General features: G+C 62.4%; 18 protein-coding genes and 1 tRNA gene. 8 read left to right on the forward strand and 11 right to left on the reverse strand.

Annotated elements, in window-relative coordinates:
• Position 1 precedes the first annotated feature (1 nt).
• Both CXR25_RS11295 and CXR25_RS11300 read left to right on the forward strand, forming a co-directional pair.
• Positions 2-1,150, forward strand: a complete 1,149-nt coding sequence (locus CXR25_RS11295) for a DUF58 domain-containing protein (protein WP_009883131.1) — start codon at positions 2-4, stop codon at positions 1,148-1,150.
• Complete coding sequence (locus CXR25_RS11300; protein WP_226823542.1) at positions 1,147-3,498, forward strand: transglutaminase TgpA family protein; 2,352 nt, start codon at positions 1,147-1,149, stop codon at positions 3,496-3,498. The genes CXR25_RS11295 and CXR25_RS11300 overlap by 4 nt, the downstream gene beginning before the upstream one ends.
• A 368-nt stretch (positions 3,499-3,866) precedes the next feature.
• Here the strand turns inward: CXR25_RS11300 and CXR25_RS11305 are convergent, their stop codons facing one another.
• The gene (locus CXR25_RS11305) at positions 3,867-4,277 is read right to left on the reverse strand and encodes a DUF3040 domain-containing protein (RefSeq protein ID WP_096158826.1); all 411 of its coding nucleotides are present in this window, start codon (positions 4,275-4,277) and stop codon (positions 3,867-3,869) included.
• 130 nt (positions 4,278-4,407) lie between these two features.
• Entirely contained in the window at positions 4,408-5,667 is a 1,260-nt protein-coding gene (gene dinB, locus CXR25_RS11310; protein WP_096158827.1) for a DNA polymerase IV, read from the reverse strand.
• Between the two features lie 67 nt (positions 5,668-5,734).
• On the opposite strand from dinB, the gene CXR25_RS11315 reads away from it, so the two are divergent.
• Positions 5,735-6,277, forward strand: a complete 543-nt coding sequence (locus tag CXR25_RS11315; RefSeq protein ID WP_226823543.1) for a hypothetical protein — start codon at positions 5,735-5,737, stop codon at positions 6,275-6,277.
• Positions 6,274-7,479, forward strand: a complete 1,206-nt coding sequence (locus CXR25_RS11320; RefSeq protein WP_114384925.1) for a polyprenyl synthetase family protein — start codon at positions 6,274-6,276, stop codon at positions 7,477-7,479. Before CXR25_RS11315 ends, CXR25_RS11320 begins: the two co-directional genes overlap by 4 nt.
• A 24-nt stretch (positions 7,480-7,503) precedes the next feature.
• Here CXR25_RS11320 and CXR25_RS11325 read toward each other — a convergent pair whose 3' ends face one another.
• Entirely contained in the window at positions 7,504-7,854 is a 351-nt protein-coding gene (locus tag CXR25_RS11325; protein ID WP_009883123.1) for an Rv2175c family DNA-binding protein, read from the reverse strand.
• Between the two features lie 138 nt (positions 7,855-7,992).
• Between CXR25_RS11325 and CXR25_RS11330 the strand changes: the two genes are divergently transcribed.
• Positions 7,993-9,123, forward strand: coding sequence for a lytic transglycosylase (locus CXR25_RS11330; RefSeq protein WP_096158829.1), 1,131 nt, complete (start codon positions 7,993-7,995; stop codon positions 9,121-9,123).
• Complete coding sequence (locus tag CXR25_RS11335) at positions 9,120-11,261, forward strand: protein kinase domain-containing protein (RefSeq protein ID WP_096158830.1); 2,142 nt, start codon at positions 9,120-9,122, stop codon at positions 11,259-11,261. The genes CXR25_RS11330 and CXR25_RS11335 overlap by 4 nt, the downstream gene beginning before the upstream one ends.
• Positions 11,262-11,460: 199 nt before the next feature.
• Here CXR25_RS11335 and CXR25_RS11340 read toward each other — a convergent pair whose 3' ends face one another.
• Genes CXR25_RS11340 through gcvH form a run of 4 tightly spaced genes read right to left on the reverse strand, consistent with a single transcriptional unit; the run spans position 11,461 to position 14,764 of the window.
• A complete protein-coding gene (locus CXR25_RS11340) occupies positions 11,461-12,855 on the reverse strand; it encodes a class II 3-deoxy-7-phosphoheptulonate synthase (RefSeq protein ID WP_069600323.1) in 1,395 nt (464 codons plus the stop codon).
• A 10-nt stretch (positions 12,856-12,865) separates the two neighbouring features.
• Positions 12,866-13,351: a bifunctional nuclease family protein gene (locus CXR25_RS11345; protein ID WP_009883118.1), complete on the reverse strand. Its 486-nt coding sequence runs from the start codon at positions 13,349-13,351 to the stop codon at positions 12,866-12,868.
• A 10-nt stretch (positions 13,352-13,361) separates the two neighbouring features.
• Complete coding sequence (locus CXR25_RS19215; RefSeq protein ID WP_114384926.1) at positions 13,362-14,360, reverse strand: FHA domain-containing protein; 999 nt, start codon at positions 14,358-14,360, stop codon at positions 13,362-13,364.
• Positions 14,360-14,764, reverse strand: coding sequence for a glycine cleavage system protein GcvH (gcvH, locus tag CXR25_RS11355; protein WP_009883116.1), 405 nt, complete (start codon positions 14,762-14,764; stop codon positions 14,360-14,362). The genes CXR25_RS19215 and gcvH overlap by 1 nt, the downstream gene beginning before the upstream one ends.
• A gap of 232 nt (positions 14,765-14,996) precedes the next feature.
• On the opposite strand from gcvH, the gene CXR25_RS11360 reads away from it, so the two are divergent.
• Positions 14,997-15,070, forward strand: a tRNA-Pro gene (locus CXR25_RS11360).
• Between the two features lie 139 nt (positions 15,071-15,209).
• Here the strand turns inward: CXR25_RS11360 and CXR25_RS11365 are convergent.
• Together CXR25_RS11365 and CXR25_RS11370 are read right to left on the reverse strand one after the other, a co-directional pair.
• Complete coding sequence (locus CXR25_RS11365) at positions 15,210-16,454, reverse strand: MFS transporter (RefSeq protein ID WP_009883115.1); 1,245 nt, start codon at positions 16,452-16,454, stop codon at positions 15,210-15,212.
• A complete protein-coding gene (locus CXR25_RS11370) occupies positions 16,451-17,881 on the reverse strand; it encodes a sodium:proton antiporter (protein ID WP_096157150.1) in 1,431 nt (476 codons plus the stop codon). The genes CXR25_RS11365 and CXR25_RS11370 overlap by 4 nt, the downstream gene beginning before the upstream one ends.
• Positions 17,882-18,198: 317 nt before the next feature.
• Between CXR25_RS11370 and CXR25_RS11375 the strand changes: the two genes are divergently transcribed.
• Positions 18,199-19,599 (forward strand): sugar porter family MFS transporter, encoded by a 1,401-nt coding sequence (locus tag CXR25_RS11375; RefSeq protein WP_114384941.1) that lies wholly within the window; start codon positions 18,199-18,201, stop codon positions 19,597-19,599.
• 52 nt (positions 19,600-19,651) lie between these two features.
• Here CXR25_RS11375 and CXR25_RS11380 read toward each other — a convergent pair whose 3' ends face one another.
• Together CXR25_RS11380 and CXR25_RS11385 are read right to left on the reverse strand one after the other, a co-directional pair.
• Positions 19,652-20,152, reverse strand: coding sequence for a DedA family protein (locus CXR25_RS11380; RefSeq protein ID WP_114384927.1), 501 nt, complete (start codon positions 20,150-20,152; stop codon positions 19,652-19,654).
• A gap of 191 nt (positions 20,153-20,343) precedes the next feature.
• On the reverse strand, positions 20,344-21,558 hold the full coding sequence (locus CXR25_RS11385) for a metal-dependent hydrolase family protein (protein WP_101557482.1): 1,215 nt from the start codon (positions 21,556-21,558) through the stop codon (positions 20,344-20,346).
• Between the last annotated feature and the right edge of the window lie 9 nt (positions 21,559-21,567).

Consider the following 21,567-nt stretch of genomic DNA (forward strand, 5'->3'; position numbering starts at 1 on the left):
CATGCGTCTGAGCACCTCAGGAATCATCTTCGTCCTCGCCGGAGCGGCACTGATCGTGACCGCCTATCGGTTCTCGCTGCCCGGGCTGCTGCCTGCGGGGATTCTGCTTCTTGCGCTGGTCCTCCTCTCGGCACTGCTGATCACTTGGGGAACCAGGCGTGTTTCGATCACTCTGCGCACAGGGCTGCCCACCGTGGCGCTGCCTCAGTCCAGAGACCGCTACCCGCTTGCCCACGAGGGAAAAGAGGTCGAGGTCGAGGCTCTGGTGACGAACACCGGGCGTCTGGCGATCCCGGCCTCGACGATCGACTTCGTGGCGGCCGAAGGATTCGGCGATTCCACGGTCGGGCAGGTCCCTCCGCTGGCTCACGGCGCCTCTCAGACGGTCTTGACGTCCTTCACCCCGTATCGTCGGGGTCTGAGCGGAGTTCAGACCGTTCTCATCACTGTCTCGGGTCCCTTCGGGCTCGTCACAAGGAAGAAGAAGGTGATCGCCGGTCACCCTGTTGCAGTATCGGTGCCCATTCTTCCGGCACGGATCCCCTCCGACTCGGCGATCAGACCAGCCCGACTCGACGATGGCAAGTCTCGTCCGGGCCACACAGCTCGAGACTTCCACACCCGGGAATACGTCCCGGGAGACGACCTCAGACACGTCCATTGGCCGAGCACCGCGAAGTCCGGTGAGCTCATGGTCCGACACGAAGCCGACGAGGAGACGCTCTATGCGCTCATCGTCGTCGATCTCAAGGGTGAGGGCGAACGTCCGGACTCCCTCGAGATCGAATTCCTCCTTGCCGCAGCCGCAGCAGCCGGAACGGCGTTCCTGCGTGCAGGCTACGAGGTCTTCGTCGTTGCACCCGGCCATCAGATCAGGTTCAAAGGACAACGCGATATCGACCGACTGCGATTGCTCACCGCCCTCGTCGAGGCCGGCAGAGTGCAACTTCCTGCCCATGACAATCCCAACCACATCCTCATCTGTGCCGTCGACGACGCTCGTGGGCAGGAGCTGGCCGCACAGTTCTCCCGCCGCGTGCCGGTGACCGTCCGCAGCCTCGATGACATCAATGACCTGACGATGGTGGGTCTGAGCGAGGACCTGCCCGAATCATGGACCGCGTTCGATTCGAAGCGGGTGAAGCGATGAGCACCGACACACGTGAGAGCACCGAGAAGCAGTCTCCCGCCTTGCTCGAGGCCTGCACCGTATTTGTGGCCATGGTCTTGGCCGCCGTCGGACTCTCGGCCGTCTTCTCCGACTTCGCCTGGCTTCCCCCCGTCCTCATCTCGATCTTCCTCATCGTCATCGTCGGGGCGATCTTCCGCAGCATCCCGGTCCTCCGAGCCACTGGTGCGGCCGTCATCGCGCAATGCCTCGTGGGGCTCATCGCAGTTCTCGTACTCTGTGCACCCAGCACGCTGATCCTCGGCGTCATCCCCACCGGCAGCTCTTTCACCAGTGTGATCGATCTGCTGTCCTCCGGGGTCAGCGATCTGTACGCCACGGTTCCGCCGGCTCCGAGCACTCCCGGTTTCACCACGATGCTGACCATCGCGTTCACTCTGATCACCATCCTCATCGACGGCCTCGTCTGCGACCTCAAAGCTCCCAAGGTCAGCGGTGTTCTGCTCTTGGTGCTGTGGATGATCCCCGTGTTCTTCGCTCCCACCCAGGTGCAGTGGTGGCATGTGGTCGCGATCTTGGCGGCCTTCCTCATCCTCATGCTCAGCCCGTATCTCCCAGCAGCGAAGTGGCGCGGCGGTCTGACCGCGACCGTGGCCGGAGCTGTGGCCGTTGCCATCGGCATCGGGCTCCCCGTGCTGCTTCCGGAGGTGCCCTCGCTGCCCAACCGCGCGGCAAGCGACAAGGGCGACCTCACCGTGACGAACCCGTTCCTCGATCTGCGTGCTGATCTGGGCGACCGTGACGACTCGACTCTCTTCGACTACACGAGCACTGAATCGCAGGGGCAGCCGATCAGGCTGACATCGATCAACTCCTTCGACGGTCAGACCTGGGCACCGACCCCGTTCCCGCTCGATTCGTTTGCGATCGCAAATGAAGGTCTGCCCTGGCCGCAGGGGCTCCCACGGAGCAAGAACTACAGCCAAGAGCGCATCGACGTCTCTATCACTGACGAATACGATCAGCAGTATCTTCCTTCCCCATACGCTCCACAGCAGCCGACAGGTTTGGATCGGCGTTGGATCTATGACGAGAAGTCGCTGACGGTCGTCGGCAATGGTGAGAAGTCCGGTGGGCAGGACTACTCGATGGAGTACGTGTCCATCAACCCCGACGTCAAGGACCTGCAGAGTGCAACACCGGTGAACACCAGTGACTTCGAAACCGAACTCGAAGTCCCGGACAGTCTGCCCACCAGCGTCAAGGAGACCGCAGAGAAGGTCACTGCGGATGCGGACAACCAGTGGGAAGCCGCTGTGCTGCTCCAAGCCTATTTCCGCAGCGGTGACTTCGAGTACTCGCTGGATGCCCCGGAAAGGGCCAGCGGAGATGCGATCTCTGATTTCCTCGTCGACAAGAAGGGCTACTGTGTCCAGTTCTCGTCGGCGATGACGATCATGGCCCGAACCATGGGAATTCCCGCACGCATCGGAGTCGGCTTCGGTGAGGGAAGCAAGTCAGGTGAGGGCTACGAGGTCAGCATGCAGGATTCGCATGCATGGCCGGAACTGTACTTCGAAGGCGCCGGGTGGGTTCGGTTCGAACCCACTCCAGGTGGACCCGCCGGTGACCCGCCTAAGTGGTCGGTCGCCAGCGGCAGCACCGATGGTGACTCCGAAGAGGATTCCGAAGAGTCCTCCTCACCCTCAGAGGAGCCCACAGACGGCGCCGAAGAGTCCGAGGCAACGGAGTCGGAGAGCTCCAGCGAAGAGACCTCAGCTGCGGGAGAGCCTGCCGGTGCGAGTATCGGCAAGTACCTCTGGGCAGGTCTCATCGTTTTGGTGATCCTGCTGCTCGCGGCGATCCCCGCGCTGTGGAGGCTGATCCTTCGTCGTCGTCGCACAAGCGATCCCAAGCAGCTCGAAAAGGTCTGGACCGAGGTGCGAGCGCTGTCGACCGACTACGGTCAGAGCCTTGACCCGAGCAAGACGCTGAGGTTCAACGAACTCGTGCTGGCCAGCAGGGCCCAAGGCGGGACCGAAGAGCCTGACAGCTCCTCTGCAGAGTCTGATTCCGGCGCTGACTCAGTCTCCTCGGGAACCCGAGGAGACTCCGGGGATCAATTCACCGCGCTGCGCAGCCCAGCTCCCCCAGCGGGTACACGCACTGCCGGCGATGACACCGCCCTGTCAGCCTTCGTTGATGCCCTTGAGGCGCACCGCTACGGCGGCAGTGAACAGAGCATCTCGTCAACTGAGGTCAGTGCCCTCATCGACGAGGTCAGGTCCGATCTGTCGGCCAATGCCACACCCGGCAGTCGGATCACCGCCCGCATCTGGCCGGCCAGCATCTTCAATCCGCCTCGCTGAGCCACCTGACTGCCCCGACGCTGCCCCGGATGCCCCACGCATCCGGGGCAGCGTCGTCTGAGGCAGCGGGCAAGAGCGCAGTTCTGCCGATGAGTGTGCACTTCTGCTGACAAGTGTGGTTCCTGCCCCTGCGTGCAGAGACACACGCGATTACCACGTCGTGTGTCGGACAAGTCCTGCAGGGGCCGACTCATGGAGCCAGAGCGAGGCTACGGGTCCATACAGCGTCGATACCAGTTCACACGCAGTCGCCAGGGACGCATACGCGCACGAAAAAGCGCCCTCGAGACGAGGACGCTTCATTGGTGCGAGTTGGTGTGATCAGCAGTTGTCGGAGGGAATCTGCTCGGCCGGTGACGACCGTGCAATCATTCTCCGCGCTGGCGCTTCTCCCACCGGTCTTCGATGCGGTTCATGAAACCTGACGGGCCCTTCGCCTCAGGCTTGGGACCATTCGACGGCTGTTCACGCTTCGCTTTGTCGCCGATCTGACGCGGCCGACTGAAGGCCCAGTACATACCGGCAACCATGAGACCGAATCCGACGACGCCGAGGATGATCCACCATGCGGTGTTCGCGACCATCGAGATGGCGAAGATCGTCGCGGCAAGCCCGACCAGCGTGACCAGAATGCCCACCACGAATCGCTTCGCGGAGAAGCCTGGACCATTGGCGGCTGCCTGTGTTTCGGAAATATTGCGTGCGAAACGTGGGTCTTCACTGCGCAGCTGCTTCTCCAACTGATCGAGCAGCTGCTGTTCGTGATCGGAGAGTGGCATCTCGAACCCCCGTTTCCTTACTCTGGCCTGATGACACAATCATAGTCTCTGAACCCTGAAAAAACATCTTGAGGACCTTTGCATCCCCCGGATTCTCACCACGTCCTCAGACTATGGCGCACCTCACCGCCTAAACATGGTCAGGACCCGTATTGTCATGCCCAGGACGCTTCCTGAGCAGAGAGGCCTGCGAGATCGCGGCAGTCCCGAACTTCTTGCGCACATCGTCCAGAGCAACCTCGGCTTCTCTGCCCGAATCCTCGGCCTCATCCAATCTCACCTGGCGCCCGCTGGCCGAGAAGTCCATCAAGCCGGCCGCTCGGACTCCCAGCAGGCGCACCCCTTTCGACTTCTGCTCCCGCAGATTCCTCATCGCCGGCCGCAGGGCCTCATAGATCTCACGGGCCAGGTCTGTCGGGGCATCGAGAGTGATCGACCGTGACAGCGTCGTGAAATCGGCCAAGCGATATTTCAATCCCAAGGTGGTCGCGACCTTGCCATCGGCCCGGACCCTGTGTGCCACCTTGTCCGCCAACCTCAGCAGCTCGTGTTCGAGTTGGCTCAGGTCCCAGACGTCCTCGTTGAACGTGTGCTCGGCACTGATGGACCGATCCTTCACCTGCCTGTCCATCCCATGCGAGTCCAGCCCGTGGGCGCTGCGCCACAGATGATGCCCATGGGCCCCAAAGACCCGGCCTGCCCATGCTTCGTCGACGGCTGCCAGATCACCGATCAGTCGAATGCCGTATCTGAAGAACCCCTCCTTCGTCTTCTCCCCCACGCCGGGAAGTGCTTCGATCGGCATCGGGTCGAGGAACTCCCGAGTCGCCGACAGCGGGACGAGCAGCTGCCCATGCGGCTTAGCTCGAGTGGACGCAAGTTTCGCCACCACCCGACTGCCGGCGATGCCCACAGATGCGCTCAACCCCGTCTGTGCCTCGATCTCGGCTCTCAGCTGTGAGGTGATCCGCACCGGGGAACCCAATCTGCGGACGGCTGCAGAGACGTCGATATAGGCTTCGTCGACACTGACCTGCTGAAAATCGGGCGTCACCTGAGCGACCAGATCGAAGACCTTCTGCGAGTACGAGGAGTACAGGCCATGGGAAGGAGGGATCACCTCGGCGAAGGGACACAGATTCATCGCTCGACCCATCGGCATGGCCGCATGGACACCGAACTCTCGGGCCTCGTAGCTGGCTGAGACCACGACTCCCCGCCCGCTGCGACCACCGACGATGACGGGTCTGCCCACAAGTTCAGGGCGGCTCAGAAGCTCCACCGAGACGAAGAAGGAGTCCATGTCGAGATGGAGCATTGTGGCTCCGGTGTCGTCCGTGCCGAGACGGCTCAGATCGCCGCCGGAACGTGCCAGCTGTTTACGACTCATCGAGCATCCATGTTGTCTGCGCCTGCTCCTTTCGGCTCCCGTCACTCAGTCCGGGTAGTCTGTAGTCATGGTAACGCGCGCCACTGTCATGACATTGCCCCTCGCCGCCGCCCTCGTCCTCGCAGGATGCTCGGGCCCGGACAATGAGGCGGCCGAAGGATCACCCACTGCGGAGGAGACCCAGTCTTCAGCCGCCGCATCAACACCGGCGGCCTCTGAGTCTGCCGGCACCAAGCAGGCGAGTGAGGATTCAGACGCTGCTTCCACAGACGTCAAAGATCTCCCGAAGTATCTCAAGCCCTACCCGGACTCGACCGTGCTGTCGAGTGCTCGTGCGAAGGCGGAGAACGGAGCCGATTCGGGGAAGCTCGAACAGGTCAGCCTGGTGATGAGCGCCAAAGCCGAGCCGAAGGACATCTTCGAGTTCTACTCCAAGGCGCTGAAGAAGGCCGGGTTCGAAGAGTACGGTGACCAGGTCAAGACGAAGAGTGCCCAAGTCGTGAACTTCCGCCATAAGGACAATGAAGGCCTCCTCGTCGTCACCATCGCAGAGGATCCCTCGGAGAAGAAGAATTCGATCGTCACGGTCGGCGGGAACATCGTTCCATGACGCCTGCCGATGCTCCGGGCACTGGTAGCACGGAGACTGCACGGTCAACCGAACCCTCCCAGCACGGCACCACTGTCAGCGAACTGGGCTCGCCTGAGTCCATCGCGGCTGAGGTCTCCGCGGGGATAGAGGCATTCCTCGAGCTGAAGGCGGCCGAGTTCCTCGCGATCTCACCGGATGCCGATGACATCGGTCGGGCCCTGCTCGAGTTCACACGGGGCGGCAAGATGATCCGCCCGGTCCTGCTGTGGTGGGGCTTCCAATTGGCCTCCGGCGATGATTCCTCGCGCAGCGCCCTGAACGGGGGTGTCGCCGAGGCGGCCGGGTCGCTTGAACTCCTCCACGCCGCTGCTCTCATCCATGACGATGTCATCGATCATTCCGATACTCGCCGTGGCAAGCCGGCACTGCATCGACAGTTCGAGTCGCGGCACTCCGAGCGCCGCTTCCAGGGCGGGGCCGAGCCCTTCGGTGTGGCGGCCGCCATCGTCATCGGAGACATCTGTCTTGCGCTCAGCGAAGAGCTCTTCGAAAAGTCCCAGAGCGTCCTGGGCATCACGCCTTCGGCACGTGACCTGCGCGCCACGCTCCGGAGAGATGTGATGGTCGGTCAGTACCTCGATGTCCTCGCCGAGGTGGTTCCCCTTGACGACGCACGCATCGGTGAGCGCGCGTGGGAAGTTCTCAGCTTCAAGTCGGCGAAGTATTCGGTCGAGCAGCCGCTCCTCCTCGGTGCCGCACTCGGCGGCGCAGACGAGGAACAGCTCGCGGAGATCTCCCGGTTCGGGCTGCCGCTGGGCCAGGCGTTTCAGCTGCGCGACGACGTGCTCGGCATCTTCGGCGACCCCGCCGCCACGGGCAAACCAGCAGGCGATGACATTCGTGAGGGCAAGCGCACGGTCCTCATCGCCGAGAGCATGAAGAACCTCAACTCAGAGCAGACTCAGATCATGGCCGAACGACTCGGTGATCCGGATCTCTCCGATTCCGAGGTCGCAGAATGCGTGTCGATGCTCACGGAATCAGGGGGTCTGGACGCAGTCGAATCCTTCATCCGGTCCAAGCATGACGAGGCACTGTCCGTGGTCCGAGAATGGGCGACCGACAGCTCACCTGTCTCTTCGACCCGAACGAGGATCGGCCCCACGGCGCAGCGACAGCTCACGAAATTCGCGGAGGCGCTCAGCTACCGCAAGAGCTGAGAGATCAGTCAGACGAGAGAAGACTCAGAAGGCCAGAGCCTGTGCACGGCGCCGGACCTCTTTGCGATTGCCGGCGCGCAGCAGATCAATGGGGCGACCTGGCAGGGAATCATCCGGGGTGAAGAGCCAGTGGATGGATTCCTGATCGTCGAAGCCCGCATCCCGCAGGGTGCTCAGAGTGCCCTTGAGCGGAGTGAGCACTGATCCGTCGACGAAGAACGCCGTCGGCACCTGCATCACTTTGGGGCTCCCGTGCTTGTAACCGCAGATCGCACCGTCTTCCAGGAGCCTGCGCACCTGCATGATGTCGAGACCAGTCGACTCGGCGATATCTGGCAATGTGGCCCATTCCTGGACGAGTTCTTCCGTATTCACATCATTAAGCCTAGCAATATTTGAAAGACACACCCCGCCATGCGGGGCCGAATGCTCGGGTGTGGGCCGGGCACTCGATACTCTGGAGTGTGAAACTTCCCCATCCGATATGAAGTCAACAGGTGACAGATGACACGAATGCGACGGAATCCCCAGGTGCCCGTTACCGCCGCTCCTGACATCCGTGCTGCTTCAAAGGTGAACTCCACGGGTCCCATCCCGGGCTTCACCGACCGTGATTCCACGGACCACGATGTTGAGATCGACTTCGCCGAGGTTGCCCCCTCCTCTGGCGTCGAAACACCTGCAGACCCCGCGAATACGTATGCAGACTCCCCCTCCTCACCGATGGCTGCACCGGGACCACAGTGGACGTCGGGAACCAGCGGAGAGACCGTTCCCGTCACTCACGGCGGCCGAACCTATAAGACCCGCGACGGTGACACACTGTACGGAGTGGCCAGCAAACACGGCGTCTCAGTCCCTGCTCTGGCCGAACTCAACGCCATCTCGCCGCGTCAGAACCTCCACCAGGGCCAGGTGCTGTCCCTGCCGGAGAAGAATGACCTGCCCGATACGGATCCCTCCCACGTCGTGGCACCGGGTGAGACACTGGCCGGGATTGCGGCCAGGCATCAGATGTCGCCCGGATCGCTGCGTCGGGCCAACTCCATGGGCGAGGAGTCCTTTCTCCAGGTTGGCGAACTGCTCCTGCTCAGGGATTCGACGGCCCGCCGGCACCGCACCCCTCCCGAACCTCCGACGGATGTCCCCCGCGTCGCCACGAGTGCCCAGGTCGAAGGCATCCGACCCGCTGTGCTCGCGGCCGCACGACTCAACAAGTTCACCCTGCTGCGCAGGACCCACCCGGCTCCGGCCCAGGCTCGTCTCATCGTGGCATCCATCGCCGAGGAACTCGGTGCCGATCCGGCTCTCATGCAGGCCGTCGCGGCGCAGGAGTCGGGATTCCAGCACACCACGGTCTCGGCAGGCAATGCCATCGGCATCATGCAGGTCACCCCGAGATCGGGTCGTTGGGCCAGCGACATCGTCGGCCGCAGCCTCGATCTGCTCGATGTCGCCGACAACATCGTTGCCGGAACAGTCATCTTGGGGTGGCTGATCGAAACGGCAGAATCAGAGAACGACGCTCTGGCCGGGTACTACCAGGATCTGCGCTCCGTGAGAAGCGAAGGGCTGCTGCCCGAGACGAAGGCCTTCGTCCGCGCCGTTCAGATGCAGCGACAGCGAATGCAGGAGGCGCTATGAGTGCCCGCACGGATCCGCTCATCGGCACCGTACTCAATGACCGGTATCGCATCGATGCGAAGATCGCGCGCGGTGGAATGGCCATGGTCTACCGCGGCACCGACCTGCGACTCGACCGTGAGATCGCGATCAAGGTCATGCATGAGCACCTCATCAGCGACGAGACCTTCGTCGAGCGGTTCCGCCGCGAGGCCATCAACGCCGGGCGGCTGACTCACCCGAACCTCGTCGCCATCCATGACCAATCGCGTGACGGCGACACCGTCTACCTCGTGATGGAGCACCTGCCCTCGGTGACCCTGCGCCGTGAGCTCAAGCACCGCGGCACGTTCACTCCGCGACAGGCGATCGTGGTTCTCGATGCGATCCTGGCTGCGCTCGAAGCAGTCCATTCCACCGGGATCATCCACCGAGATCTCAAACCCGACAATGTCCTCCTGGGCACAGACGGTCAGGTCAAGCTCGCAGACTTCGGGCTCGCACGCGCCGTGACCACCGCAACGACAACGAAGACACTCATCGGCACCGTCGGATATGTCGCACCCGAGCTCGTCACACGTGCCGGTGCCGATATCCGCACCGACCTCTACACCGTCGGCATCATGTTCTACGAGATGCTCACCGGCAAACAGCCCTACACGGATGAGGTCCCGATCCAGGTCGCCTACCGTCACGTCCACGATTCCGTGCCTCCCCCATCGGATCAGATCACGGGCCTGAGTCCCCGGCTCGATGCCTTGGTGCTGTGGGCGACGTCGAAGGATCCCAACGACCGCCCCGACGATGCGGCAGAGTTCAGGCTTGCTCTCGCCGAGGCGCGATCTGAGATGAGTGACACCGAGCTCGATTTCGGTGACCCGAATGTGCTCCCCGGCGAGCACTCCCCCGCGCTGACGGCGAGCATCGATCTCGGAGCCGAAGCTCCGAAGGAGAAGCGATCGCGCACGGACGAGATCCCCTACCTCGACAATGACGAAGAGGAAAGCGAGACCGCCGCGGCGGCTGACTCGGATGACTCCTCGGACCAGGACACAGGTGGTGGCGCGGGCACTGCAGCAGCGGCCGGTGTTGCGGGAGCCGGTGCAGCTGCCATCGGAGCGGCAGGAGCTGCTGCTGCTGCGACGGCAGACGACTCCGGAGAGCCTTCCGACGACGCATCGCAGGACGACACGGATCACTCCGACGACGAATCTCGTGACGGCAAGCCCGACTCCGTCGACAAGCACGCGGGCGCGGCCTCCGCAGCCAGCGCAGCCGCTGCTGGAGGCGCCGGCGGGGCTGGGGCGACCGGCGAGAGCGGCACCGAAGCTGCGGGTGCGAGTGCAGCGGCCTCTGCGGCGCCGCATCGCAGGCGCAGACGACGACTGGCAACGACCATCGGCGCTGCCCTGCTCGTCCTCGCACTCGTGGCCTGGCTGGTCATTGCCAATCTCCCCGCACCGACCTCCATCGTCCCTGCCCAGCTGGCAGGCAAGGACATCGACAAGGTGTCCTCGCAGATTGAGAACAGCGGCCTCGAGGCTCAGCCGAAGGAGGTCTTCGACGACACTGTGCCGGCCGGAACCGTCATCGGCACCGACCCGGTGGGAGGATCCGAGCTGGCACCAGATTCGACCGTCACTGTCGTCGTGTCCAAGGGCGAAGAGATGTTTGCAGTGCCCAAGCTCAAAGGCCTCAGCAAAGATAAGGCCGAGGACGCTCTGAATAAAGCCGATCTGAAACTCGGCAAGGTTGATGAGGAGTACAGCGACTCGGTCGACAAGGACACTGTCATCTCAGCGTCGAAGAAGTCAGGTGACGAACTGTCCAAGGACACGAAGGTCGACCTCGTCGTCTCCAAAGGCGTCAAACCGACTCCCGTGCCCAATGTCGAGGGACTGACCTTCGACGCCGCCTATGCCACCTTGGCCAAACGCGGATTCCGTGTGGGCAAGGACGAAGTGTTCTCCGACGACATTCCCAAGGGCAAAGTGGTCTCCCAATGGCCGAAGAGCTCCGAAGCCAAGCCCTATGACTCCCTCATCATCGTCCGCGTCTCCAAGGGCAAAGAGAAGAAGGAAGAGTCCAAGGACGACAAGAAGGATGAGAAGAAGAAGGACGAAGACAAGAAGAAAGACTCTGACAAGAAGGACGACTGAGCCCGACAGGTTCCTTCAGTGACCAGTGTCAGCCTCTGAACAGCAATGTCCAGTCTTTGAATACAGTGAAACCGGTGGCCGTGCGATTGGATCGCACGGCCACCGGTTTCTTCTCTGCTGTCTGAGACGACCGGTTACGGTCTGAGACGACAGCTACAGTCTGTGACTACCAGGCAGCGGCCACTGGCACATCGTCATATCAGTTGCGGCGTGTGAGGTACTCCGCGACCTGGAATGCCATCTCCAGCGACTGGTCGTGATTGAGGCGAGGATCAACGAGCGTCTCGTAGCGACGGCGCAGTCCCTCGTCGTCGATCTCGGTCGCACCACCCATGATCTCGGTGACATCGTCACCGGTGAGCTCGATGTGCAGTCCGCCCGGAATGGTTCCGGCCTCCTGATGCGCTGTGAAGAAGCCTTCGACTTCAGCCATGACGTCTTCGAACCGACGGGTCTTGTAACCGGTGTTCGAGGTGATGGTGTTTCCGTGCATCGGATCGCAGACCCAGGTCACGTGCGGAAGACGGTCCCCGATCCCGGACAGCAGATTCGGCAGCGCTTCGGTGATCTTCCCTGCACCCATACGGGTGACAAAAGTCAGCCTGCCAGGTTCTGCATCCGGATCGAGCTTTTCTGCCAGGGCCAGAGCGTCGTCCGCAGTGGCCGTGGGGCCGAGCTTGACGCCGATCGGATTGCGAACCTTCGACAGGAAGTCCACGTGGGCTCCGTTGATATCGCGGGTGCGTTCGCCGATCCACAGGAAATGTCCCGATACGTCGTATGGCTGTCCGGTGCGCGAATCAATCCGGGTCAGTGCCCGTTCGTACTCGAGCAGCAGAGCCTCATGAGCGGCATAGAATTCGGTGGTCTTCAGTGCGTCGAAGTCTGCACCGCATGCGTCCATGAACCGGATGGCGCGATCGATCTCGCGCGCAGTCTGTTCATAGCGTTGGTACCCGGGGTTCGATGCCAGGAACCCGCGATTCCACTCATGGACGAGACGCAGGTCGGCGAAACCGCCCTGGGTGAAGGCCCGGATGAGATTGAGAGTCGAAGCGGAGACATGGTAACCCTGGAGCAGCCGAGCCGGATCGTGACGACGAGACTCCTCGGTGAACTCGTAGCCGTTGACGATGTCGCCGCGGTATGAGGGAAGCGTGGCACCGTCTCGTGTCTCCATGTCCGCAGAGCGGGGCTTGGCGAACTGACCGGCCATGCGACCGATCTTGACGACGGGCATCGAACCGCCGTAGGTGAGCACCGCAGCCATCTGCAGCACCGTCTGGACTCGGGCCCGGATCTTGTCGGCCTGAGCACCGGCGAAGGACTCGGCACAGTCACCACCGGCCAGGACGAAGGCTTCACCTCGGGAGGCGGCTGCGATGCGCTGTTTGAGCACGTCGGCTTCTCCGGCGAAGATCAGCGGCGGAGAGTTGCGCAGGCTGGTCAGAGCCTCGTCGAGTGCTGGAGTATCAAGATAGGTCGGCTGCTGCTGCGGATCCATCTCACGCCAGGCATCGAGACCACTGAGGTCATTCGTGCCTGCTGGGGCGCTGTCTCTGTTGGCGAATACCGGATCGATATGGAAGCTCACAATCGTTCTTTCATGATGTTTCGGTACCGGTTTCGAAGTCCTCTGCCGAGACGTTGTCGAGGAAGTCCCTGAATTGGGCGACTTCCTCTTCGTCGGCTTCGGGTGCTTCGATTCCGGCGTCTTCGAGAAGTTCTGAATCGACGTAGACGGGACACTGAGCCGTGAGGGCCAGCGTCACTGCGTCGGAGGGACGTGCAGAGATCGACTTGCCATCGTTCGTGTGTAGCTCGGCCAGGAAGATCTGTCCGTCGCGGCCGGTGATCGTGACATCGGCCAACGACGTCTCATACGCTTCGAGAGTATCGAGCAGCAGCGCATGCGCCATCGGTCGCGGTGGGGTCAGTCCCCGCTGCGCAATCGAGAGTGCATTGGCTTCGATGGCACCCACCCAGATGGGCAGGTAGTAGGCAGGCTCAGTGGCTTTGAGCAAAAGGATCGGCTGGTTGGCAGGCATCTCGATGCGAACACCAACAACCTCAACTTCAATGTTTGACATTATCCCCCGGTCAGGAGCGCGGACGCTGCTGGAAAATCATCCGGAACTTGCCGATCTGCACATCGGCTCCGTTCTGCAATTCAATCGAATCGATGAGCTGACGACCCACGTAGGTTCCGTTGAGTGAGCCTGTGTCGCGCAGTGTGAAACCACTTGGAGTCCGAATGAATTCAGCATGCTTGCGCGAAACGGTGACATCGTCAAGGAAGATATCAGCGTTCGGACTGCGACCCACGGTCACCACATCAGTGTCGAGCAGAATCTGTGAACCCGAGTCCGGGCCCGAAACGACGACGAGAAGCGCATCCGTGTCCTGCAGTCCTTCAAGGTCGGGCACAGGGTAGATCTCACCGGTATGCGGATCCAGGATCCCCTGGAACTGCTGGTTACCGGAGTCGCCGGAGACCGGCTCATCGTTGCGATACTGCTGCTCCTGGCCGCCGTACTGCGGCTGATTGCCGTACTGCTGACCCTGGCTGCCGTACTGCTGTCCCTGGCTGCCATACTGCGGCTGATTACCCTGACCGTTGGGATCCTGCGGTCCATAGTTACCACCCTGAGGCTGATTGCCCTGGGGAGGATACTGGCCCTGATTCGGCTGCTGTGAAGGCTGCTGATAGCCCGGCTGCTGGCCCTGGCTCCCGTTGTACTGACTCTGCTGTCCAGCGTTGTACTGACCGTACTGAGCATCATTGCGCTGCGGAGCATTGCCGTACTGCGGAGCCTGCGGTCCGTTGTTCACCGGAGCCTGCCCGTAGGGAGGCGTCTCCTGCGGAGCCGGCCTGCCCTGAGACTGCTGAGGCGGTGCATAGTTCTGCTGGCCGTTTCCCTGGCTGCCTCCGTTGTGCTGACCGTAGGGATCGACTTGCGGGTTATGGCGAGTCTCGGGTCCCGAAGCGTCGTCACCGTTTCCGGCGCCGAATGGGAACCTCTTCGACTGCGGCACCTGACCGTTGTCATACCAGGTCTGCGAGGGGTTGGGACGACCTTGATCGTTGTTCTGCGACATTACGCCTCCTCGCTCTGAATGAGCTCTTTGTACTGCTCGACGTCCATCAGCGCTTCGACTTGCTGCGGATCACTGAGTTCAACGAGATACATCCAACCGTCTTGGAACGGGGAGGTATTCACGGTTTCGGGGGCGTCGTCGAGTCCCTCGTTGACCTCGGTGATGGAACCGGACACGGGTGCAATGAGATCGGACACGCTCTTCGTGCTCTCGACCTCGCCGCAGGATTCTCCAGCAGTGGTCTTATCGCCGACTTCAGGAAGATCGACATACACGACGTCACCCAGCTGCTCTTGGGCAAAATCGGTGATACCCACGCGGACAACCGCACTGTTCTCCGTGGTCTCGACCCATTCGTGGTCGCGCGAGTATCGCAAGGACACTGGATAATCCAGGTTTGCCATGTCGACTCCTCTTAGCTTGTTGGTCCTCCAAGCATAGCCGCCTGGGGTGCTTTCATAACAATCACGAAACAGAAATGTTACCGATCCTCGGTACCAGTCCAGGCTTACACCCGTCTCTCACATGACTACCAGGGATGATACTCGTTTTTTCATGGTCACGAAACGCAATTTTGGCACTTGGCCGGGGATCGTTATAGGCTGGGTCTCGTTGCTTTCCGAAGCAGCACGGAAACGGGCTATAGCGCAGCTTGGTAGCGCGCTTCACTGGGGGTGAAGAGGTCGTGGGTTCAAATCCCGCTAGCCCGACCGTTGTGATGTGTCGCGACATCGTTCACTCGATGTCGCGGCACATTTCTCATTTCTGACCCGGGCCCGGTCCACAGTTTGGTGGCCGCAATGCCGCTCAACCACTCAGACTGCACCCAGCGGCCTTCCGAACAGCCGCTCAACCTGAACGCAACGGCCTTCCGCCTAGTCGACCAGCGAAGACCATGGTGACGGCACCGATGACGATCAGGACCGACAGTCCCCACCGCAGATTGCCGAGACCGGCGATGACTCCGACCAATGGACTCGTCCCCAGGAAGCCGATTCTCATGATCCAGTTCACCAAGGTGACACCTCCGGCCCGCCCCACTCCCGGAAGGTGGGCTGCGGCACCGAGAGCACCCGGGACGAGAGTGGCCGAGCCATATCCCATCATGCCGAGGCCGACCAACAGCTGGATCGGCTCGAACGCGGTGACTGCCCCGAGTCCGCCGAGGGCGATGAGTCCCCCGCCGAGGCGAGCGATCCGACCGGACCCGAATCGCTGAACTAGGATGTCGCCGCTGAAGCGGCCCAGGCATTGGCTGCCGATGACCACGCTGAAGGCGATTCCAGCTGTCGCAGCAGACATCCCGCTGAACTCGACAGCAGCCAGCGCCGACCAATTGTTCGCTATGTCCTCGACCGCGGTGCCGCAGATGGCAACGACGGCCAAGGGCAGTGCCATGAGCAGAATGGCACGCCTCGAACTGGGTTGCTTCGCCCCTGCGCCTTCGCTGGAACCTGCCTCCGCGCTGGGACCGGCATCAACCTCGGCGATGTCATCGATACTGGAAGTCGCAGAACTGCTGCGAAGAACGGCATCGCCGATCAGTCGACGAGCGAGCAGGATCACGATGATGGATGCCACCGTGATCAGTGCCAGGTGGAGTCTCATGTCCATTCCATTGGCAGCGGCGATCGTGGCGAGGGCACCGCTGACGAGTCCGCCCAAGCTCCACAGCGCGTGCATAGACGAGAGGATGACGCGCGACAGACTCTCCTGCACCCCGATGCCGACAACGTTCTGGGCCACGTCCACAATGGCATCGAAGAAGCCGACGAGGAACAGGCAGATGGCCATCATCCACCCGTTGACCGACCACGCCGTGGTGGCAGCCGACAGGCCCAGCAGCACGGTGCCGCCGACGACGACGGCGTTGGCTCCGAACCGTGAGATGAGGTGCGCCGGTACGACTGAGGAGACGATCGCGCCGAGCGCGAACGAGGCGACGACGAGCCCGAACTCCCAGGAGCTCAGCCCCAGCCGCTGGACCAGCAGCGGATACCACGGCAGCAGCGCCGCGAACACGAAACCATTGCAGCTGAAATAGAGCCCGACGCCGGTGATCGCGCGGGCACCGGCGCTGGGCCGAGGGCTCATTGGCCGGGCTCACTCGCCCGGTCGTTCGAGCCTGTTCCCTTCATCGCCTCGAGCCTGCCCTGCCGCATATTCAGACCCGCGCGTCCGAGCACAAGCAGAGTCACCAGCACGCCGAGGAGCTTCCACCACAGGCCGTCGGTCATGAACAGCAGCACCATCGCGGCCAGAATCGGAACCAGGTGGGTCATCGACCATCCGACGTACCCGCCGAAGCTGGGCATCGTCACGTTGGCCGAGTCAGCAACGGATTTCACCATGAAGTTCGGCCCATTGCCGATGTAGGTGATCGCCCCGCCCATGACAGCGCCCAGAGACACGGCGATCAGCAGAGTTTCGGCGACGCCTGCCACTCGGGGCTCCCCCGGCACCTGAGAGGCCATTTCGAAGAACGTCACATACGTCGGAGCATTGTCGAGCACCGAGGAGAGCCCACCGGTGAATACGAAGAGTGAGATCTCATTGAGCGGAATCCGATGCGCAATCTGACCGAGGTAGGCCAGTGCGGGCATCATCGTGAGGAAGATGCCGATGAATAGCGCCCCGACCTCCAGAATCGGCGTCCACGTGAACTTGTTGAGATTGAACCGTGCACCGCGGTCTCCGAACAGGAATGATGCGAGTGCCGCGGCGAGCATCACGATTTCTCGCCAGGGAACGAATTGGGCGAGGCTTGCGTGCCCGGATTCGACCGCATGCATGTCGATCGAGGGGATGAACGCGACGGCGATGATGATCACGGCAAGATAGACGAGTCCGCTCGCCCCGCGCAGTCCGAGTTTGGGCGCGTATTCCGCGTCCTTCGCCAGCGCCTCGGCGGGTTCCTTCGCATACATTTTGCGATCCAGGGCATAGAAGCTGATGAGCAGCAGCGAATTGACGAAGAGCCAATAGGGCCACAGTCCGAACGTCCATTCGAAGGGCACACCGCGCAGCATTCCGAGGAACAGCGGCGGGTCGCCCAGTGGGGTCAGCAGGCCTCCGCAGTTGGCCACGATGAAGATCGTGTAGACGACGGTGTGGGTCCGGTGCTTGCGGTCTTGGTTCGTGTTGAGGATCGGGCGGATGAGGAGCATGGCCGCTCCGGTGGTGCCGATGAACGATGCCAGCACCCCGCCGACTGCCAGGAAGATCGTGTTGTTCTTCGGGGTCGCCTTGATGTCACCGACGAGGAAGATTCCTCCCGAGGCGACGAACAGGCTCCCGACCAAGACGATGAACTGGAAGTACTCCACCAGAGCGTGGGAGACAGTGGAACCGGCTCCGCCGATGACGAACCACACGGCGATGGGAACACCGAGGATCAGTGCCACGGTGAGTTTGACGAGATTGCGGTCCCAGATCTTCTCGGTGGCAGGAATGAGCGGCAGGACCGCAATGCATCCCAAGAGCAGAACGAAGGGGATGATACTCCACCAGGCAACAGCCATGCGGCGGTCCCTTTCTCATAGTGGTGAGGACGAGTTCCACCGAGCTCGTCGACTGTGACGTGGCACTTACTCTACTGACATTTCGGCTCCGCTCCCCGCAGTCGCCCATTTCTCGGACAGTCGGTCCTTTCGGACAGTCGGGCTTCTCAGGCAGTCGTGTGCCGGACTTCCTCTCAGTGGCATACCCTGGGGTGCAGCTCATCGACATCGCATTCGCACCAGGTGCCGAATGTCATTCACAGGAGGAGTCCCACTTGCCTCAGAACGACCCATCCCCCGACGGCAGACTGCACGGTCGAGAACGGGTGAACTCCCGCATCGTCGGAATCTCGCTGGCCGCCGCCTTGGGCGGATTCCTCTTCGGATTCGACACTGCCGTCATCAACGGCGCCGTCGACGCATTGGCCGAGGAGTTCGCGCTCAGCGCCGGTGTGAAGGGCTTCGCGGTCTCCTCAGCCCTGCTGGCGTGCGCGCTCGGAGCCTGGTTCGCGGGCAGCCTGGCCAATCGCTATGGCCGCCTCCCGGTCATGGTCGTCGCGGCAATCCTGTTTCTTGCCTCTGCCATCGGATCGGGCTTGGCCTTCGGCGTCACCGACCTCATCATCTGGCGCATGGTCGGCGGTCTCGGTGTGGGTGCCGCGTCCGTCATCGCCCCTGCCTACATCGCCGAGGTGTCTCCCGCCCGAGTGCGCGGTCGACTCGGTTCTCTGCAGCAGCTGGCGATCGTGACCGGCATCTTCGCCGCTCTCTTGTCGAATGCCCTGCTGGCATCCCTGTCCGGCGGTGCCGCCGATCCCCTGTGGTTCGGCATCGAGACCTGGCGCTGGATGTTCATGGTCGAGGCTGTGCCCGCGCTGGTCTACGGGCTCATGGCTCTGGGGCTGCCCGAGTCCCCACGGTTCCTGGTCGCCCGCGGCAGAGAGGATGAGGCTGCTCGGGTTCTGCGCGTCTTCACCGGGGTCACCGACACGGATTCGCTCATCGAACGCATCCGCGATTCGATCCGTCGCGAGGACAAAGAGTCCTTCAAGGACCTCATAGGCCGCCGGTTCGGACTCAAGCCGATCGTTTGGATCGGAATCCTGCTGTCCGTGTTCCAGCAGTTCGTCGGCATCAACGTCATCTTCTACTACTCCACGACGCTGTGGAAGTCAGTCGGGTTCGACGAATCCAGTGCCCTTCTGACCTCGGTCATCACCTCGGTGACGAATATCGTCGTGACGATCGTCGCGATTCTCCTCGTCGACAGAGTCGGGCGTCGGAAGATGCTCTTGGCCGGTTCGTTCCTGATGGGAATCTCATTGGCGATGATGGCGGTGTCGTTCTCGTTCGCCGAGCTCACCACGGCTACCGACGGCACCACCAGCGCACAGCTGGGTGCGCCGTGGTCGATCATCGCACTGATCTCAGCGAACGTGTTCGTCGTCGGATTCGGTGCCACCTGGGGTCCCCTGGTGTGGGTGCTGCTGGGAGAGATGTTCCCCAATCGGATTCGGGCCGGTGCGCTTGCCGTGGCCGCCGCAGCCCAGTGGATCGCGAACTTCGCCATCTCGACGACGTTCCCGATCTTCGCCGATATCAGCCTGACCTTCGCCTATGGCTTCTACGCGTTCTTCGCGGTGCTGTCGTTCTTCTTCGTCTGGTGGAAGGTGCCGGAGACGAAGGACATCGAGTTGGAGGACATGACCGAGGATCTCCCGGTTCGCCCGCGCGACTGAGTTCGCCGAGGTGGCTCGCCGTTCAGGGGACCGCGCCGAGGTGGCTCGCCGTTCAGGCCGAGCAGTTGGCGGCGTGCTCGGGCTTCTCGTCCTTCTTCTTCAGACCGACGACGAGTCCGACGATCGCCAGCGCGAAGCAGGCGCCCAGACCGACGGTCAGGCCCGGCTCCGCGTTGTAGGCGGTGGCCAGGGCCTTGAAACCGATGAGACCGACGGTCGAGTAGATCAATGCCCACAGCGAGCCGCCGACGACGAGCGCGGGAATGTAGCGGCGATAGCTCATGCCGCTGGTTCCCGCTGCCAGGTTGAGAGCGGTCTGCACCCCGATCATCAGGAAGCTCAAGGCGATCACCGGGGCGCCGAAGCGTTCGATCATGGCCTCGGCCTTGCGGTACTTCGGTCCCGACATGATCGTGTCGATGCGTTCGATCTTCCTGATTCCCTTGCGCGCCAAGCGCCCCAGGAGGAAGGTCCCTCCGGCACGGGCCAAAATGATGCCGAAGAGAATGAGCCACGTGACGCCGATGGGAAACGTCCAGTCCAGAGGGTTCATCGCATATCGACGCCTCTGCCAACGTCCCGGGTGCTGTCCCTGCCATTGGCGCTGCACGGATGGTTTCGATTGCTCACGCCGCAATTGTACGCCAGGTGAGGTTAGTCTCCCCTCACCTGGCGTGCACGGTCAGCGTCTTGAGCCGGTCTCCGCGGACGGACGCCAGCCTCCTCAGACGAACTCCAGCCTCCTCAGACGAGTGCGCCGCCCAGATGAACCGAACTGACACGGGACTCGATTCCCCTGACGTCTGCGGTGCTGAGATCACCATCGACGACGACAAGGTCGGCGAGCGCACCTGCTTCGATCCGCCCGACGTTGTCATGGCCGAGCAGCTCGACCGCAATGGACGTGCCGGCCGCCAGAGCTTCGGTGGTGGATAGGCCGACCTCGGCGAGGAGGCTGATCTCTTCGAGGTTCTCCCCATGCGGGCCGACGCCGGCATCGGTGCCCATCGCAATCCTGACCCCAGCCTCATGGGCCTTCGTGATCGACGCATAGTGGGATTCGATGACTGAGTGGGCCTTGTCGACCACGGACTGCGGCAGAGCTGAACCCGCCTCGGCGGCCTTGATCACTGCCTGCGGAGCCTGCAGGGTCGGGACCAGGAAGGTGCCGTTCTCGAGCATCAGGTCGATGGCTTCATCGTCGAGGTAGATGCCGTGCTCGATGGAGCGCACCCCCGCACGGACCGCGTTCTTGATTCCTGGGGCACCCTGCGCATGGGACATGACGTGAGCACCCTGGGCAGCCGCCTCGGCGACGATGACTGCGATTTCGGCCTCTGTGAACTGGGAGTGACGGGGATCATCACGGGGCGAGAGCACGCCGCCGGTCGAGCAGATCTTGATGTGATCGGCACCGGCTCGCAGCAGCTCACGGGTCTTGCGCTGCACTCCTTCGAGACCATCGGCCACGCCCGAGGGCCGACCAGGGTGAGGGGCGAGGAAGGGCGAATCGGCGCCCGAGACCAGGTGGAAATCACCGTGCCCACCCGTCTGGGACATGATGTTCACCGCAATCGACATCCGTGGCCCGCGAACGATGCCCGTCTCGACTGCCACCTTCGCCCCGAGATCGGTGCCGCCGGCATCGCGGACAGTGGTCACTCCGCCCTTGAGCGTCTTCTCCATATTGTCCACGGAGTTGTAGAACTGCAGCGAGAACGGGTCATGGAATGACGAGGAGTTGCTGGCACCCGTGCTCATCAGGTGCACGTGGCAGTCGATGACGCCGGGAATGACCGTCTTGCCCGCACAGTCGATATAGGTGTCCCCGGCATCATGCGAGCCCTGGCCACCCTCGGTGACGGCGACGATCGCTCCCCCGTCGACGACGATGTCGCGCACTCCCGCCAGGAATCGGAATCCGTCGAAGACCTTGGCGTTCTTGAAGACTGTGACCATTGAATCTCT

Source organism: Brevibacterium aurantiacum (assembly GCF_003932995.1).
GTDB lineage: Bacteria > Actinomycetota > Actinomycetes > Actinomycetales > Brevibacteriaceae > Brevibacterium > Brevibacterium aurantiacum.